Raw genomic sequence first — 16,029 nt, 5'->3', positions numbered from 1 at the left:
ACTCAAATCTCTTTAAATTGCACGCCCGTGAGGTGTTAGAGCGCAGGAGAAAAGTCCTAGTAGAAAATGCTAAAGCACTCGATATTCACCGTTTTTAAGATCGCCCAGACTATATTTGCCTATTTGTGCGCGAATCAGTCTAAGCGTGGGATGACCAATATGCGCCGTCATACGACGGACTTGTCTATTACGCCCTTCTTTGATGGAAATAGAAAGCCAGGTTGTTGGAATATTTTTGCGCTCTCTAATCGGCGGATTACGTGACCAGACATTGGGCTCAGTCATAACTTCTACTTTGGCAGGTAAAGTTGGACCATCTTTTAGTTTTACACCATTTCTAAGCGCATTTAGGCTTTCGCTACTTGGTTCTCCTTCGACTTGAACCCAGTAGGTTTTATATGTCGATTTTTTAGGAGAAGTCAGGGTGTTTTGTAATTTACCGCAGTTGGTCAGTAGTAATAGCCCTTCGCTATCTCTATCCAAGCGGCCTGCAGCATAGACATCTTTGATATCAATAAAATCAGCTAATGTTTGACGGTTTTGATCATCAGTAAACTGACACAAAACATCAAAGGGCTTATTAAATAAAACGACTTTTACTTGATCTGGTGGTAGGGCGGGTTTTGACTGCCGGTTAGTTATTGGCTTTTTTCGTGCTGTGGTATGTCTAGAGAATGCGGGCCTATTTGCGTGTGATTTTCTTTTGTTATTTGTGTTGGCTCTACTACTTGTGCTCATCGCCACATTCCTAAGGTTCACGAAAAACGATATTTTAGCGCAATTGATCTCGAGTGTCGCCTGAAAGCAAAAAAGCGACCCTTAGGCCGCTTTTTGACTGTTATCCGAAGATTACAGTGACGCTAGTACATCGTTAAATACCACAGAAGGGCGCATAGCTGTGAACGCTTTGTCGTCTTCTGGCTGGTAATAACCACCAACATCCATTGCTTGGCCTTGTGCTTCATTAAGTGCAGCAACAATATCTGCTTCTTTAGCTGTCAGTTCTGCAGCAACATTTTCAAACTTAGCTTTAAGCTCTGCATCTTTGTCTTGCGCAGCCAGCTCCTGAGCCCAGTACATTGCAAGGTAGAAATGACTACCACGGTTATCAAGCTCTTTCACTTTACGCGAAGGCGACTTATTTTCATCTAAGAATTTAGCCGTTGCTGCATCTAGTGTATCTGCAAGTACTTGTGCCTTAGCATTACCTGTTGTTTGGCTTAAATGCTCAAAAGAAGCAGCAAGTGCAAGGAATTCGCCTAGCGAATCCCAACGCAAGTGGTTTTCTTTTTCGAACTGTTGTACGTGTTTAGGCGCAGAACCACCCGCACCAGTTTCAAATAAGCCACCACCATTCATTAGTGGAACGATAGATAGCATTTTTGCACTGGTACCAAGCTCTAAAATTGGGAATAGGTCAGTCAGATAGTCACGTAATACGTTACCCGTTACTGAAATAGTATCTTCGCCTTTTTTCATGCGCTCTAGTGAGTATAGCGTTGCATCTACTGGTGCTTTGATTAAAATTTCAAGGCCATCAGTATCATGTTCAGGCAGATAAGCGTTTACCTTTTTGATAAGTTCAGCGTCGTGAGCACGCGCTTCATTTAACCAAAAAACTGCTGGTGTATTTGTCGCACGAGCGCGGTTAACCGCCAATTTTACCCAGTCTTTGATTGGTGCATCTTTCACCTGACACATGCGCCAGATGTCGCCTTCTTCTACTGTGTGTTCAAGTAAGGTGTTACCTGCAATATCTACAACACGAATTGTGCCAGCTGATGGTGCTTCAAACGTTTTGTCGTGTGAACCGTACTCTTCCGCTTTTTGTGCCATCAGGCCGACGTTAGGGATGGTACCCATCGTACGTGGATCAAATGCGCCATTTTCCTTACAGAAATCAATCGTCGCACTGTACACACCTGAGTAACAACGATCAGGGATCACAAAAGCAGTATCTTGTTGTTTGCCTTCAGCGTTCCACATCTGGCCGCTTGAACGAATTGCCGCAGGCATTGATGCATCGATGATCACGTCACTAGGTACATGCAGGTTTGTAATACCACGGTCTGAGTCTACCATCGCGATATCAGGTGCTGTCTCGTAAACTGCTGCAAGGTCTGCTTCGATTTCTTTGCGCTTTGCATCGTCCAACGACTCAATTTTTGAGTACACGTCGCCAACACCATTGCTTGCATCAACACCGATTTCAGCAAATGTCGCAGCATGCTTTTCGAATACGTCTTTGTAGAATACTTTTACTGCATGACCAAAGATGATTGGATCTGATACCTTCATCATGGTTGCTTTCATGTGTAGTGAGAATAATACGCCTTTATCTTTTGCTTCTTGTACTTGTGCTGCTAAGAATTCACGTAGTGCTTGTACACTCATACGAGAGGCATCAATGATTTCGCCAGCAAGTAGTGGCGTGCTTTGTTTTAGTACGGTGATGTCACCATTGCTCGCTACGTGTTCAATTCGAACATCAGTCGCTTCAGCAACTGTTACCGACTGTTCAGAACCGAAGAAATCACCGTCAGTCATTGATGCAACATAAGACTGAGAGTCTTTAGACCAAGCGCCCATTGAATGCGGGTTTTTACGAGCGTAGCCTTTGACTGAAGTTGGAGCACGGCGGTCTGAGTTACCTTCACGAAGTACAGGGTTTACTGCACTACCTTTGATTTTGTCATAACGTGCTTTAACATCGGCTTCTTCGTCTGTTTTGGCTTCAGAAGGATACTCTGGCAGCGCGTAGCCTTTAGCTTGCAATTCTTTAATCGCTGCACGAAGCTGTGGAATTGACGCACTGATATTAGGTAACTTGATGATGTTAGCTTCAGGCGTTTTAGCAAGTGCACCTAGCTCAGCAAGTGCATCACCGATACGTTGTTCTTCTTTTAGGTACTCAGGAAAAGTCGCAATAATACGGCCTGCAAGCGAAATATCGCGAGTTTCAACTTCGATATTTGCAGGCTTAGTGAATGCTTGGATGATTGGCAATAGCGAGTAAGTTGCGAGAGCCGGGGCTTCATCTGTTTTGGTGTAGATAATTTTCGATGTCATCATCATTCCTAGATAGTTGTGGGCTGTTACGCCGTTCAACAATTGCTAATAGGACTAAGCAACGCAATTTTCACACTCAACAACGTGTCGTTGTAGCTGGTTTAAACTGGACCAGTTCACTAAGCGATTAGTGAAAGATGCAAAAAAACCTCGGCAATCCTCGTTAGAATCTATGCCTAGGTAGCGCAGCATTAGCAAGTTTGTTAGGTATTTATACTTTTGGCTTATCACAATAACTGGTATTTGTTCAGCATTGAAATGCATCAAAGTAGCAATATCTAACCAACCTGAAATTGACTTTGCAAGCGTGCTTTAGTCTAACAGTGTTTGCATATGGGGGCTAATTATTAAATTTAAAGTGCAAAAGTGAAAAGTTATAACAAATGTGATAAGAAAAGGCTGAAAATTTCTTTTAGATTTGGTGGAGTGGTTTGAGGAGAGGAATAAGCGAGCACTCAAGTAACCCGCTTTAGCCAAAAGCTACTTAACACTTAAACAACATCTTCCGTGATTGGAGCGATGTTAGTCGCGTGTAGACCCTTGGGGCCTTGCTGTAGCTCGAATGATACATCCTGACCAGCTTTAAGCGTCTTGTATCCATCCATTACAATCGTTGAGTAATGAGCAAAGATATCTTCGTCACTGCCGTCTTCTACGATGAAACCAAACCCTTTGGCGTTATTGAACCATTTGACTTTTCCGCAAGCCATACTTCTACATCCTTCTATAAGTTGACTAAATTTAAGTTAATCTACTCTTTTAATTTTGCTAAACTGCCCATAGATTAGACAGTCATGTAAGACTGTAGTTTATATGAGCAAACAGTCAAGTTTTTTGCTCTTTTTTTTAACATTTTATTTATTTCTCAAATCTATTTGCTTGAGTATATAAGACAAGACTATATTTATTATGAGTGGGACAAAAGATTCGGGTGTATTGGACGCCGTTCGCGAAGAACAGAAGCAGCAGCTTCAACCGCCGCGAAAATATAAAGTGATTTTGAATAATGATGATTACACGCCCATGGATTTTGTTGTCGAGGTATTGACGACATTCTTCAATATGGATAGCGAGAGAGCAACTGAAGTGATGCTAGAAGTACATCACAAGGGAAAAGCGGTATGTGGAGTATACCCTGCTGATATAGCCCATACCAAGGCTGAGCAGGTAAACCGATATGCTCGTGACAACGAGCACCCACTGCTCTGTAGTTGTGAGCAGGAATGACCTATAAATTTCTTGTTGGGGGTTGCCAATGCTAAACAAAGACTTAGAACTTACTCTTAACGCCGCGTTTCGCGAGGCCCGTTCTCGCCGTCACGAGTTTATGACGGTTGAGCATTTATTACTTGCATTGATCGATAACCCCTCTGCTAGTGAGGCGCTTGATGCCTGTGGTGTCGATATGAACACCTTGAAGCGCGAGTTATCAGAGTTTATTGATGAAACTACGCCTGTTATTCCAGATTTAGAGGAAGACAGAGAAACACAACCAACACTTGGTTTTCAGCGCGTGTTGCAGCGTGCGGTATTCCATGTTCAATCGTCAGGCCGCTCAGAAGTAACTGGGGTAAACGTGCTAGTTGCGATTTTTTCTGAGCAAGAGAGCCAAGCGGTTTATTTACTTAAAAAAGCTGACGTTAGTCGCCTAGATATCGTTAACTTCATTAGTCATGGCATTTCAAAAATTGAAGATGAGCATGAGCAAGAAGATCATGAAGAAATGCAGGATGACAACAATGAGATACAACAGGAAGAGAAAACTAAGCTAGAAAACTTTACTTCCAACTTAAATGTGCAAGCCGAGTCTGGTCGCATAGACCCGCTGGTCGGTCGCGATGAGGAAGTCGAGCGTACGGTTCAGGTGCTGTGTCGTCGTAAGAAAAACAACCCATTGCTCGTTGGTGAAGCCGGTGTTGGTAAAACGGCAATCGCTGAAGGTTTAGCGTATAGGATCGTTAATAATCAGGTACCCGATGTAATTGCAGACGCGGTAGTGTACTCACTAGATATGGGAGCATTACTAGCTGGTACAAAATATCGCGGTGACTTTGAGAAACGTTTTAAAGCACTACTGAAAGAGCTTCAATCAAAACCTCATGCGATTTTATTTATTGATGAGATCCATACCATTATCGGCGCTGGGGCTGCCTCAGGTGGTGTGATGGATGCGTCTAACTTAATCAAGCCGCTGTTATCGAGTGGACAGCTTCGCTGTATGGGCTCGACAACATACTCTGAATTCAAAAATATTTTTGAGAAAGACAGGGCATTAGTGCGTCGCTTCCAAAAGATTGATGTGGTCGAACCTAGTGTCGAAGATACCACTAAAATTTTACATGGTTTGAAAGAGCGTTATGAAGAACATCACGGTATTCGTTATACACAAAAAGCGTTGAAAGCGGCAGCTGAACTCAGTGCTAAATATATCAATGAACGCCATTTGCCAGACAAAGCTATCGACGTCATTGATGAAGCGGGCGCAAGTCAAAGACTGCAACCAACTTCGAGACGCAAGAAAACGATTAATGTGTCGGATATTGAAGCTATCGTCTCTAAAATGGCTCGTATTCCGCAACAAAGCGTGTCATCTAGTGATAAAGAAACGCTTAAAAACCTTGATCGCAACTTGAAGATGTTGGTGTTTGGTCAAGATGAGTCGATTGACGCGTTAACATCAGCAATTCGTCTATCGCGTTCTGGTCTTGCTAACGAGGACAAGCCTGTTGGTTCATTCTTGTTTGCTGGCCCCACAGGGGTTGGTAAAACTGAAGTGACTAAACAGCTTGCTAAATGCATGGGCATAGAGTTTATCCGCTTCGACATGTCTGAGTACTCTGAGCGCCACGCAGTTAGCCGCCTAATCGGCGCTCCTCCGGGATATGTTGGTTTTGAGCAGGGGGGACTGTTGACTGAAGCCGCAATCAAGCATCCTCACGCTGTAGTCTTGTTAGATGAAATTGAGAAGGCGCATTCGGACATTTATAACATTCTATTGCAAGTTATGGATCATGGTACGCTGACAGATAATAATGGTCGCAAAGCTGACTTCAGAAATATTGTGTTAGTAATGACAACAAACGCAGGTGTTCAAGAGACTGTTCGTCAATCTATTGGGTTCCAGCAGCAAGACTATTCTCACGATGCAATGGTAGAAATCAATAAGGTGTTTACGCCAGAGTTTAGAAACCGCCTGGATAACATCATTTGGTTCAACCACCTAGAGAAAGAAGTTATCTTGCAAGTTGTTGATAAATTCATTGTTGAATTGCAAGCACAGCTTGATAAGAAATCGGTCAACCTTGAGCTTACGGCGCAAGCACGAGATTGGCTTGCGGATCTTGGTTATGACAAAGCCATGGGAGCTCGTCCAATGGCGAGGGTTATTCAGGATAACCTGAAAAAGCCACTTGCCAACGAAATCTTATTTGGTCATTTGTCTGATGGTGGTACGGTCAAAGTCACGGTTAAAGACAACAAGTTGTCCTTTGATTACCAAACGGAAGCGGTATCAGCATAAAACTTTTGAAGTATTTGATAAAAGCCCAGCTTCGCTGGGCTTTTTGTTATCACTGAATTAGATGCGGTATTACCATCGCTTAAATTCAGTGCTAGTCGTTCGTGTATACTAATTGCTTGAATGAACTTGGTATACCTAAGTAACATCAGCATGCTGAGGTCGCTTGGGTATCAACGAGTTTACGGCATCAACTTAGTATAAATCTACACACGCAGATTAACGAGCATGGAAGACCATGGTGCTCCCTTTGAACGGTGGGGTTAGATACATAGCTTTAAACGACAAAAAGCCCAGCTTCACTGGGCTTTTTGTTATCACTGAATTAGATGCGGTATTATCATCGCTTAAATTCAGTGCTAGTCGTTCGTGTATACTAATTGCTTGAATGAACTTGGTATACCTAAGTAACATCAGCATGTTGAAGTCGCTTGGGTATCAACGAGTTTACGGCATCAACTTAGTATAAATCTACACACGCAGATTAACGAGCACGGAAGACAATACGTCCCTTTGATAGGTCGTAAGGCGTCATTTCGACAGTAACTTTGTCACCAGTCAAAATACGGATGTAGTTTTTGCGCATTTTTCCAGAAATATGTGCAACAACCACGTGACCATTTTCTAGTTCAACACGGAACATTGTGTTTGGTAGCGTATCAAGGACCGTGCCTTGCATTTCAATTACGTCTTCTTTCGCCATGTGTAGCGTATCACCTCTTGGTTAAATTAAACGATGCAGATTTTGCCCAAAAGCGGGGAATAAGTAAAGTTACAAGCTGATTTTTTGTTAATTTGGTCGTTTATTAAGCCAGTTTTACCAAAGTTTTTTGCTTTCTATTCCTAACGCATTTCAAAATCTGGAGCCTTATTGATAGGCGAGGGCGTCATTCTAGCATAGGAAAGCCTGCTAGTAACGCATGTTTTTTGTCCACGCTATGGGATTATTGTGGTGTTAAAAAGGGGGGGATTCCTACATTTGAGCTAACGTATGCAGGAAAACTAGATACTAAGCACAAGGTTGTGGAGCATCCGGATCAATATTTTGCCAAATATCTTTAACTAGTTTTTGTGCTGGCACAAATTGGGTTTTGTAACGCATTTTCTTGCATTCGTCGATTTGATAACCCAAGTACAAGTATGGTTTATTCTGTTTCGCTGCCTGTTCTAGCTGAGCCATTATCATGATAGTACCGATACTTAGTGATTCATACTCAGGATCGAAAAAGGTATAAATAGCAGACAATGAATAAGGCATTGAATCAGTGACGGCTACTGCAATTAACTTATCTTTGTGCCATAGCTCGATAAAGACAATGTTCATCCAACGACAAAATAAGAAGCTTTCGTACTGGAGACGGTTAGGTGGGTACATAGAGCCATCGCTGTGGCGTAGACTGATATATTTTTCGTATAGCGGATAGTATTCAGGACGCTCCTGATGGCTAATAATTAGTTGATAATCTTGCTTTAATTTATTGCGTTTGCGTTTTTGAGACCTACTCGGTTTAAATTCTTGAGTTAATACTCTTACAGATTGACAAGCTGAGCATGCGGGACAGTGTGGACGATAAATCTGGTCTCCACTGCGGCGAAACCCTAATGCTAACAATTGTTCAAATCTATCTGGGCTGTAACAATTTGGGTCTAGAATAACCAGTAACTGTTCCTTCTGCTCAGGTAAATAACTACAACTAAATTGTTGGCTCAGTCCGATTTTAGAAGGAAAGTGTTCATTCATAGATAGCTTTCAACTCCTGAGGCTGCCACATTGATGATGGGATCTCAAATCGATCCGCCAATTTAAGTCTAGTCAAAAACTCGCGCCTTGGTACAACTTTTAACCCCAAACTTGTCAAATAAGGGTTTTCGAGTTGGCAATCAATAAAATGTGCCTGATGGGCTTTGAGCCAATTTACCAGTGCCCACATCGCCATTTTGGATGTATTAGGTAAGGTGTGGAACATAGATTCACCACAAAATACACCAGACTGCATGATGCCATAGAGCCCGCCAACGAGCTTGTCTCGCTCCCATATTTCCACACTATGTGCTAACCCCTGAGTGTGCGCTTGCTGATACGCAGCCAACATCGCATTTGTGATCCAAGTTCCTTCAGCCGCCATTCGTTGATTTCTACAAGCTTCAATCACTTGTGAAAAGGCGGTATTGATAGTGACGGTCGGATTAAGTTTACGTTGGGCTTTTCTTAGCGTTTTACCACAATGAAAATCTTTAAGCTCCAAAATGCCGCGCTCGCTTGGGCTCCACCACATAATTGGTTCACCCTCATTAAACCAAGGAAAGATCCCATTGGCATAAGCGTTTTTCAGACGTTCTACTTGTAAACAACCACCAATGGCAAGCAGTCCATCTGGTTCAGACAAGGCATAGTGATTTGGCGGAAAACGAAAGTCATCGTGGGCGAGGTGGAACAGTTGTTGGATCATTGAACAAACTACAGGATTGTTATTTATTTCAATATAGCAAATTAAAGCAAGGAGGGAAGAGGGCCAGCCTAGACCGACCCATTTATCTATTATTTTTGGCTGTCTAGGAAGCGCTCTGCATCTAGTGCTGCCATACAGCCTGTACCTGCAGAGGTAATTGCCTGACGGTAAATGTGGTCAGACACATCACCTGCTGCAAACACACCTTCAACACTAGTCTGTGTTGCGTTACCATTTAGACCAGACTGTACAACCAAATAACCATCTTTCATCTCTAGCTGGCCCTCAAACATATCTGTGTTTGGCTTGTGACCAATTGCGATGAAAACACCAGCAAGATCAAGCTGCTCTGTCGCTTCTGAATCAGTATCTTTGATACGAATACCAGTAACACCCATATCATCACCTAGCACTTCATCAAGTGTGCGGTTTAGGTGTAACACAACATTACCATTCGCTGCTTTATCCATTAGGCGATCAGCAAGAATTTTCTCACTGCGGAAAGAGTCGCGGCGGTGAATAACATGTACTTCTTCTGCGATGTTTGATAGATAAAGTGCTTCTTCAACCGCGGTATTACCACCACCAACAACCGCAACCTTTTGACCACGATAGAAGAATCCATCGCAAGTCGCACAAGCCGACACGCCGCGGCCTTGGAACGCTGTTTCAGACTCAAGACCAAGGTATTTAGCTGATGCACCTGTTGCGATGATTAACGCATCACACGTATAAGTGCCTTGATCGCCAGTGAGTGTGAACGGGCGCTTCGTCACGTCAACTTTGTTGATGTGATCGAAAATGATCTCAGTTTCAAAGCGTTCTGCATGTTCTTTCATACGGTCCATAAGTGCTGGACCCGTTAAACCATGTGCATCACCAGGCCAGTTCTCGACTTCAGTTGTTGTAGTCAGCTGACCACCTTGCTGCATACCTGTGATTAATACTGGGTTTAAATTTGCTCGTGCTGCGTATACCGCGGCAGTGTAGCCCGCAGGACCCGAACCTAAAATCAACAGTTTGCAGTGTTTTGCATCGCTCATGTAATTTTCCTAACTCAATTCTAAAAAATGCTATTAAGCAAAAGTTTGTTCGATTCTATGTAATTCAATAGGGAAGTAAATAAAAAACCGTAATCTGATTTGGTGTAAATTGGCAAGTTGTCAAAAAATTTGTACTGTTTTGTTCTAAATCGACTACACATTAAGCAATCTTGTTCAGTACTGGCAAAAAACGGCAGTATTTCATGACCTCAGGTTTTTTTTTTGGTATGTTTTAGAGAATTTTGTTTTGCTATCAATAGTTGATAGCCTAATTGAAAAGGTACATATGGCATTTTGGCAGAATACCCCAGGCTTTGGGTTAAGTGCACAAGATTGTGAGGTGTTAACTGATGCTAAGCAATATCATCAGACGCTTTTACAACTTATTTCACAGGCAAAAACGCGTATTTACATCACCGCACTTTACTTACAAGATGATGAGGCGGGTCGCGAGATATTGCACGCATTGCACGAGGCTGCGCAGCAAAATCCAGACTTAACGGTAAAAGTGTTGGTGGATTTTCACCGTGCGCAACGGGGCCTCATTGGCGCTGAAAAGTCAGAAGGCAATGCCAAGCTATATTGTGATTTAAAAGAGCAGCTAGGTACTCAAGTTGAAGTGTACGGTGTACCGGTAAAAGCAAAAGAGCTTTTTGGCGTGTTGCATTTAAAAGGCTTTGTTATTGACGATATCCTGCTTTATAGCGGTGCTAGTTTAAATAATGTCTACTTGCATCATGATGAAAAATACCGCCTAGACCGCTATTTTGTGATTAAACAAGTGCAGCTTGCGGATAGCTTTTGCCACTTTACCGATCAAGTATTGATAGCGTCCGACGCAGTACCTAGACTCGACATTCGCCCATTACCTACTTTACTTGACATTCGCACTGCGCAAAAGCAGCTGATGAAACAGTTGAAAAAGGCCAGTTATGATATTTCAAAGGCGAACAGTCGGGATGGTTTAACAGTTCGTCCATATTTAGGGTTTGGACGTAGAACTAATAAGCTAAATCGCCTTATTAAGGCGCTTTTCGATACCACAGAACAAGAGTTAGTTCTTTACACACCTTACTTCAATTTTCCGGCTCCTCTACTTCGCTCGTTACGTCGATTACTGAAAACTGGTAAAAAGGTGACAATAGTGGTGGGGGATAAAACGGCGAATGATTTCTATATCAGTCCAGAACAGCCATTTAGCCGAATTGGTGCGCTTCCTTATTTGTACGAAACCATTTTGTATAAATTTATCAAATCGCAACGCCGCTTCATCACTGCCGGATTGTTGGATGTATATCTGTGGCAAGATGGCAACAACTCGTTCCACTTGAAAGGAGTGAGCAAAGATGGCGATACGCATTTAATGAGTGGTCATAACCTCAACCCAAGGGCGTGGGGGTTAGATATTGAAAATGGCATTCTAATCGAAGATCCCGACAAAGCATTGCTGCCTCAAATCGAGTTAGAAAAGCAAGAGATCTTAAAACATTGCCGTCGCATTGAAAGCCACGATGACCTCGAAACGTTGGGGGATTACCCAGCACCTGTGAAAAAGCTTCTTGGTCAGGCTAAGCGTGTGAAAGTCGACTTTATTATTAAGCGTTTTATTTAACGCAAGCACTGATAATTTTAAAAAAGGGACGAACGTCCCTTTTTTACTTTCTTATTTTTGATTATACGCTTCGTTGTGTGAGCTTGCTGCGCGACCTGATGGATCGGCATTACGCTGGAACGACTCGTCCCAAGCAAGCGCTTCGGGTGTTGAACAGGCCACAGACTTGCCGTAAGGAACACACTTAGCTGCCGCTTCTCCTGGGAAATGCGACTCAAAAATGGTGCGATAATAATAGGCTTCTTTGCTATCCGGTGTATTGATTGGATAGCGGTAGTGGGCGTTTTCAAGATCCGAATCGCTCACTTGCTGACTGACATATTCTTTTAGTGAATCGATCCAGCTATAGCCTACGCCATCAGAAAACTGCTCTTTTTGGCGCCACAATACGTCATCGGGTAAATAGCCATCAAACGCCTCACGGATAATGTGTTTTTCGATACGGCCATCTTTACACATTTTGTAGTCCGGGTTAGTACGCATGGCAATATCGACAAATTCTTTATCTAAGAAGGGAACACGTGCTTCAACCCCCCACGCTGCCATCGACTTATTTGCACGTAAGCAATCAAACATATGCAGTTTCGAGACCTTTCGGTTTAGCTCGTTGTGAAACTCCTCAGCATTTGGTGCTTTGTGGAAATACAAATAGCCGCCAAATAGTTCATCAGCCCCTTCACCCGATAGCACCATTTTAATGCCCATTGCTTTAATGTAGCGTGCCATAAGGTACATAGGAGTAGAAGCGCGAATGGTTGTGACATCGTAGGTCTCTAGGTGATAGACCACTTCTTTAAGGGCATCGATCCCTTGTTGTACGGTAAAGTGAATAGGATGGTGAATTGTGCCGATTCTATCCGCTACTTTTTGTGCTGCAGCGAGATCGGGAGAGCCTTCCAAACCAATGGAAAAGGAGTGAAGTTTTGGCCACCAAGCATCGGAAGCATCATCATCTTCGATACGCTTTGCAGCAAACTTTTGTGTGATAGCGGAAATCACAGAAGAATCTAGACCACCAGACAGCAATACGCCATAGGGCACATCGCACATCAATTGGCGCTTTACTGCGGCTTCTAGCCCGTCTTTAACTGCTTCGGGATTTGCCTCATTGTCTTTTACAGCACTAAACGCTTGCCAGTCGCGTTGGTAATATTCTCTTGGACCCCCTTCTTTTGAATACCAATAATGGCCGGGAGGAAACTCTTCAATTTGCGTACAAATGGGTGTGAGCGCCTTCATTTCGCTTGCGACATAGAGGTTACCGCTTTGATCACGGCCAGTGTAAAGTGGAATAATACCGATGTGGTCTCGACCAATTAAAAAGGCATCTTCCGTTTCATCGTACAAACAAAATGCGAAAATTCCATTAAGATCATCTAAAAACTCGGGGCCTTTTTGCTTGTATAGTGCCAAGATCACTTCACAGTCTGACTCTGTTTGAAAGTCAAATGGAACGGTCAGTGCTTTTGCAAGCTCTTTATGATTATAAATTTCACCATTCACCGCCAAAATATGTGTTTTTTCAGGGTTAAATAATGGTTGTGCGCCGCTAGAAACGCCAACAATTGCCAAACGCTCATGAACTAAAATGGCTTTTTCACTTGAATATACCCCTGACCAGTCGGGGCCACGGTGTCTTAGTTTTTTTGACATTTCGATGGCTTGCTCGCGAAGTGCAAGGGGATCGGTCTTGATGTCAAGTACGCCGAAAATTGAACACATATTTCCTCATTCCTATTGATGTGTTGATAATATCAACAAATTATTATTGCTCATGGAAGCATAGTTACCATGAGATAGTTTAAGTTCTACCAAAAATAATTTGATAAGTCACACAATGAAATAGAGAAAATGTGAATTTTTTGTGAGATGAAATGGTGCAGGTTTGCACCATTTTGGGGCGTCGCTTATTAGTGTGTCGTCCCAGCGACGAGCTTAATATCTTGCTTTTGTGTAATGGCGCTGGTTAATAGGATTTTTATTCCTTTAACTAGGGTGTCAATGTCCATACTGGGTGCACCAGGGTGGTGCGCTGCTTGGGAGGGTAAGTATGGGATATGCACAAAGCCACCACGGCAAGCTAAGTCATGTGTGCTAAGATAGTGCAGTAATCCATACATCACATGGTTGCATACGTAAGTGCCTGCCGTATTAGAAATGCTTGCAGGGATCCCTGCTTGAAGTGCACTACTTAGCATACTTTTTATTGGTAAAGAGGCAAAATATGCATCGGGACCGTGTGTAACGACTGGTATGTCTATCGGCTGGTTTCCTGCGTTGTCAGCTATTCTGGCATCGTTGATGTTAATCGCGACCCGTTCGATAGAGATATCACAGCGTCCACCAGCCTGGCCTAAACAGATCACGATGCTTGGGTGATACTTATCTATCGCTTGCGTTAAAGACTCAATACTTTTGTCAAATTCACAAGGTAACTCTTTCGTGTGGATCAGGTGGCCTTCAACGGTTTCCCCCTCTAACAACTGCGCTAATTGCCATGAGGGGTTGATGGACTCACCACCAAATGGGGTGAACCCAGTCACTAGGACACAAGGTTTACTGTAACTGGACATTAAAAAACGACTCCGTACATAAGAAAAATATTAATTACCAATAACGTTATAGCGGTTGGTATTTGCACTTTAATGACTTGGTACTTATCTTTTAAATCTAACAGTGCCGCTGGCACAATGTTGAAGTTAGCGGCCATCGGTGTCATCAGTGTTCCACAGTAACCCGAGTACATGCCAATCGCGACAAGTGGTGCAGGATCAGCGCCATGTCCTTGGATCAAAAATGGCAGTGCAATACCTGCCGTCATTACTGGAAATGCGGCAAAAGCGTTTCCCATAATCATGGTAAATAGTGCCATGCCAACACAATACAGCACAACGAGCATAAAGCGGTTATCTGGCGAAATAAACAATGTCACTAAGTCTTGGATAGCAGTGCCAGTGTTTGCGACGATAAATACACCGCCAAGCATTGCTAGCATCTGTGGCAATATTGCTGCCCAGCCTATTGAATCAACTAAGCGACGAGACTCAGAAAGTGCTTGTAATGGACTGCCTTTGGTTATTTTCCAGCTCACCAGCAATGCGATGGTGCAAGCGAGTGTCAGTGCTGAAAGCGTTACGTGCTCCTGATCGAATAGATAAAAATCGCCGAGCTGGATCTCACTTAAGATGATAGTACAGATAACAGTAACGATTGGAATAAGTACAGCAGGAACAAACAATTTATTACCAAACCGATTTGCATCTTCTGTTTTGGCTCGTTCGCACGGCATGTCATAATTTCCCATAGAAACCATATTCATACCCGCAAGCAGTGCGATGATCACCACGTTGATGCCGATCCATAAATAAGTATTTCGCTCACCAATCAATGCGATAGAAGCATCACCAAAGATAAAAACAGAGCCAAATAAGAACCAAAAAAGTGCCGTAGTGAGACGCTTAGGGTGTGCCTTATCTTGTAGCGTTTTTACCACCAGAAACATCACGATAAAACCAATCAATAAATAGATATTGTCAATTGAAAGTAGACTAGATTGCGCGTCAGAAGTGTTCATTAAGCTCATAATGACTCCTCCTTAAGCGCCGAATTTGTGTTGCTAGGTGTTTGTTCTTCTTCGCTTTGTTGCTGCTGACAGCGCGCAATTTCTGCTCGAATTTTTGCTTCAAATCGTGCTAAACGGAAGAGATGAACAATGAGCGCGGCAATTGCAGTCGGTATTGCCCAAAGTCCGATATGCAGCGGTTCAATTCCGGCAATGCCGTTTTCTTTTAAAAAAGCATCCATGAGTAGTACAGCACCAAAAGCGATAAAAATATCCTCCCCAAAGAAGACCGCGATGTTATCGCAGGCGGCAGCATGTGCGCCTATCATGTCTTTTACATCTTGTGGTAGGTCGCCGTATTGATTTGCTGCAGCGCCTATTGCCATCGGAGCGAGTAGTGGTCTGACGGTTTGTGCTTGACCCGCTAAATTGATTAATCCCAGCGCTGCGGAGCACTCACGGACTACAAAATACATACTTAGAATTCGAGAAGTGGTTGCCCCTTTTATACCCGCAACCCAAGCTTTAGCTCTTTGCTGTAAGCCGTAACGTTCTAAAATTGCAATCACGGGTAAGATAAGTAAAAAGCTTGCAAGCTGGCGAGAGTTCATAAACTTTTCGCCAAAGGTGACAATTAAGTCGACAAAGTCGATCCCAACGGCAAAACCAGTAACTAGGCCAGCGGAGGTGACAACCAATAAGGGATTAAATCTCAGAGCAAAGCCAATGACAATCACGGCAATGCCAGAAAGGGGAAGGAGATTTAGCTCAGTCAT

14 protein-coding genes are annotated in these 16,029 nt (G+C 43.1%); 3 read left to right on the top strand and 11 right to left on the bottom strand.

Annotated elements, in window-relative coordinates:
• Window positions 1-69 precede the first annotated feature (69 nt).
• The 3 genes from CWC29_RS08095 to cspD form a co-directional block, all read right to left on the bottom strand.
• Window positions 70-738, bottom strand: coding sequence for a pseudouridine synthase (locus tag CWC29_RS08095; RefSeq protein ID WP_138523054.1), 669 nt, complete (start codon window positions 736-738; stop codon window positions 70-72).
• Between the two features lie 111 nt (window positions 739-849).
• Window positions 850-3,069 (bottom strand): NADP-dependent isocitrate dehydrogenase, encoded by a 2,220-nt coding sequence (locus tag CWC29_RS08090; RefSeq protein ID WP_138523052.1) that lies wholly within the window; start codon window positions 3,067-3,069, stop codon window positions 850-852.
• Between the two features lie 491 nt (window positions 3,070-3,560).
• Window positions 3,561-3,779, bottom strand: a complete 219-nt coding sequence (gene cspD / locus CWC29_RS08085; protein WP_010379294.1) for a cold shock domain-containing protein CspD — start codon at window positions 3,777-3,779, stop codon at window positions 3,561-3,563.
• Between the two features lie 199 nt (window positions 3,780-3,978).
• Between cspD and clpS the strand changes: the two genes are divergently transcribed.
• On the top strand, window positions 3,979-4,296 hold the full coding sequence (gene clpS / locus CWC29_RS08080; protein ID WP_010379297.1) for an ATP-dependent Clp protease adapter ClpS: 318 nt from the start codon (window positions 3,979-3,981) through the stop codon (window positions 4,294-4,296).
• A 28-nt stretch (window positions 4,297-4,324) separates the two neighbouring features.
• A complete protein-coding gene (clpA, locus tag CWC29_RS08075; protein ID WP_128726020.1) occupies window positions 4,325-6,589 on the top strand; it encodes an ATP-dependent Clp protease ATP-binding subunit ClpA in 2,265 nt (754 codons plus the stop codon).
• Between the two features lie 481 nt (window positions 6,590-7,070).
• On the opposite strand, the gene infA is transcribed toward clpA, so the two are convergent.
• The 4 genes from infA to trxB all read right to left on the bottom strand — a co-directional run bounded on the left by infA (window position 7,071) and on the right by trxB (window position 10,079).
• Complete coding sequence (gene infA / locus CWC29_RS08070) at window positions 7,071-7,289, bottom strand: translation initiation factor IF-1 (RefSeq protein WP_002962494.1); 219 nt, start codon at window positions 7,287-7,289, stop codon at window positions 7,071-7,073.
• 306 nt (window positions 7,290-7,595) lie between these two features.
• Entirely contained in the window at window positions 7,596-8,327 is a 732-nt protein-coding gene (locus CWC29_RS08065) for an arginyltransferase (RefSeq protein WP_128726021.1), read from the bottom strand.
• Window positions 8,320-9,036 (bottom strand): leucyl/phenylalanyl-tRNA--protein transferase, encoded by a 717-nt coding sequence (gene aat, locus CWC29_RS08060; RefSeq protein WP_128726022.1) that lies wholly within the window; start codon window positions 9,034-9,036, stop codon window positions 8,320-8,322. The genes CWC29_RS08065 and aat overlap by 8 nt, the downstream gene beginning before the upstream one ends.
• Before the next feature lie 89 nt (window positions 9,037-9,125).
• Window positions 9,126-10,079: a thioredoxin-disulfide reductase gene (gene trxB / locus CWC29_RS08055; RefSeq protein WP_017217521.1), complete on the bottom strand. Its 954-nt coding sequence runs from the start codon at window positions 10,077-10,079 to the stop codon at window positions 9,126-9,128.
• Between the two features lie 286 nt (window positions 10,080-10,365).
• Between trxB and pssA the strand changes: the two genes are divergently transcribed.
• Window positions 10,366-11,691, top strand: a complete 1,326-nt coding sequence (gene pssA, locus CWC29_RS08050; protein ID WP_128726023.1) for a CDP-diacylglycerol--serine O-phosphatidyltransferase — start codon at window positions 10,366-10,368, stop codon at window positions 11,689-11,691.
• Window positions 11,692-11,742: 51 nt separating this feature from the next.
• Here the strand turns inward: pssA and asnB are convergent, their stop codons facing one another.
• The 4 genes from asnB to CWC29_RS08030 form a co-directional block, all read right to left on the bottom strand.
• Window positions 11,743-13,413: an asparagine synthase B gene (gene asnB / locus CWC29_RS08045; RefSeq protein ID WP_138523050.1), complete on the bottom strand. Its 1,671-nt coding sequence runs from the start codon at window positions 13,411-13,413 to the stop codon at window positions 11,743-11,745.
• A gap of 188 nt (window positions 13,414-13,601) precedes the next feature.
• Window positions 13,602-14,264, bottom strand: coding sequence for a pyroglutamyl-peptidase I (gene pcp, locus CWC29_RS08040; RefSeq protein ID WP_138523048.1), 663 nt, complete (start codon window positions 14,262-14,264; stop codon window positions 13,602-13,604).
• Window positions 14,264-15,274: a DUF979 domain-containing protein gene (locus tag CWC29_RS08035; RefSeq protein ID WP_138523046.1), complete on the bottom strand. Its 1,011-nt coding sequence runs from the start codon at window positions 15,272-15,274 to the stop codon at window positions 14,264-14,266. The genes pcp and CWC29_RS08035 overlap by 1 nt, the downstream gene beginning before the upstream one ends.
• Window positions 15,271-16,029, bottom strand: a complete 759-nt coding sequence (locus CWC29_RS08030; RefSeq protein WP_138523044.1) for a DUF969 domain-containing protein — start codon at window positions 16,027-16,029, stop codon at window positions 15,271-15,273. The genes CWC29_RS08035 and CWC29_RS08030 overlap by 4 nt, the downstream gene beginning before the upstream one ends.

The sequence above is a fragment of the Pseudoalteromonas galatheae genome, assembly GCF_005886105.2.
Classification (GTDB): domain Bacteria; phylum Pseudomonadota; class Gammaproteobacteria; order Enterobacterales; family Alteromonadaceae; genus Pseudoalteromonas; species Pseudoalteromonas galatheae.
Note: the sequence above shows the minus strand (reverse complement) of the source record. Positions and strands in the feature narration are given on the sequence as shown.

Coding starts and splice junctions, on each gene's coding strand:
- cspD (WP_010379294.1), bottom strand. CDS start 3,779: ATGGCTTGCGGAAAAGTCAAATGGTTCAATAACGCCAAAGGGTTTGGT.
- clpS (WP_010379297.1), top strand. CDS start 3,979: ATGAGTGGGACAAAAGATTCGGGTGTATTGGACGCCGTTCGCGAAGAA.
- CWC29_RS08065 (WP_128726021.1), bottom strand. CDS start 8,327: ATGAATGAACACTTTCCTTCTAAAATCGGACTGAGCCAACAATTTAGT.
- trxB (WP_017217521.1), bottom strand. CDS start 10,079: ATGAGCGATGCAAAACACTGCAAACTGTTGATTTTAGGTTCGGGTCCT.
- CWC29_RS08030 (WP_138523044.1), bottom strand. CDS start 16,029: ATGACTGAGCTAAATCTCCTTCCCCTTTCTGGCATTGCCGTGATTGTC.
- clpA (WP_128726020.1), top strand. CDS start 4,325: ATGCTAAACAAAGACTTAGAACTTACTCTTAACGCCGCGTTTCGCGAG.
- asnB (WP_138523050.1), bottom strand. CDS start 13,413: ATGTGTTCAATTTTCGGCGTACTTGACATCAAGACCGATCCCCTTGCA.
- aat (WP_128726022.1), bottom strand. CDS start 9,036: ATGATCCAACAACTGTTCCACCTCGCCCACGATGACTTTCGTTTTCCG.
- CWC29_RS08095 (WP_138523054.1), bottom strand. CDS start 738: ATGAGCACAAGTAGTAGAGCCAACACAAATAACAAAAGAAAATCACAC.
- CWC29_RS08090 (WP_138523052.1), bottom strand. CDS start 3,069: ATGACATCGAAAATTATCTACACCAAAACAGATGAAGCCCCGGCTCTC.
- infA (WP_002962494.1), bottom strand. CDS start 7,289: ATGGCGAAAGAAGACGTAATTGAAATGCAAGGCACGGTCCTTGATACG.
- pcp (WP_138523048.1), bottom strand. CDS start 14,264: ATGTCCAGTTACAGTAAACCTTGTGTCCTAGTGACTGGGTTCACCCCA.
- pssA (WP_128726023.1), top strand. CDS start 10,366: ATGGCATTTTGGCAGAATACCCCAGGCTTTGGGTTAAGTGCACAAGAT.
- CWC29_RS08035 (WP_138523046.1), bottom strand. CDS start 15,274: ATGAGCTTAATGAACACTTCTGACGCGCAATCTAGTCTACTTTCAATT.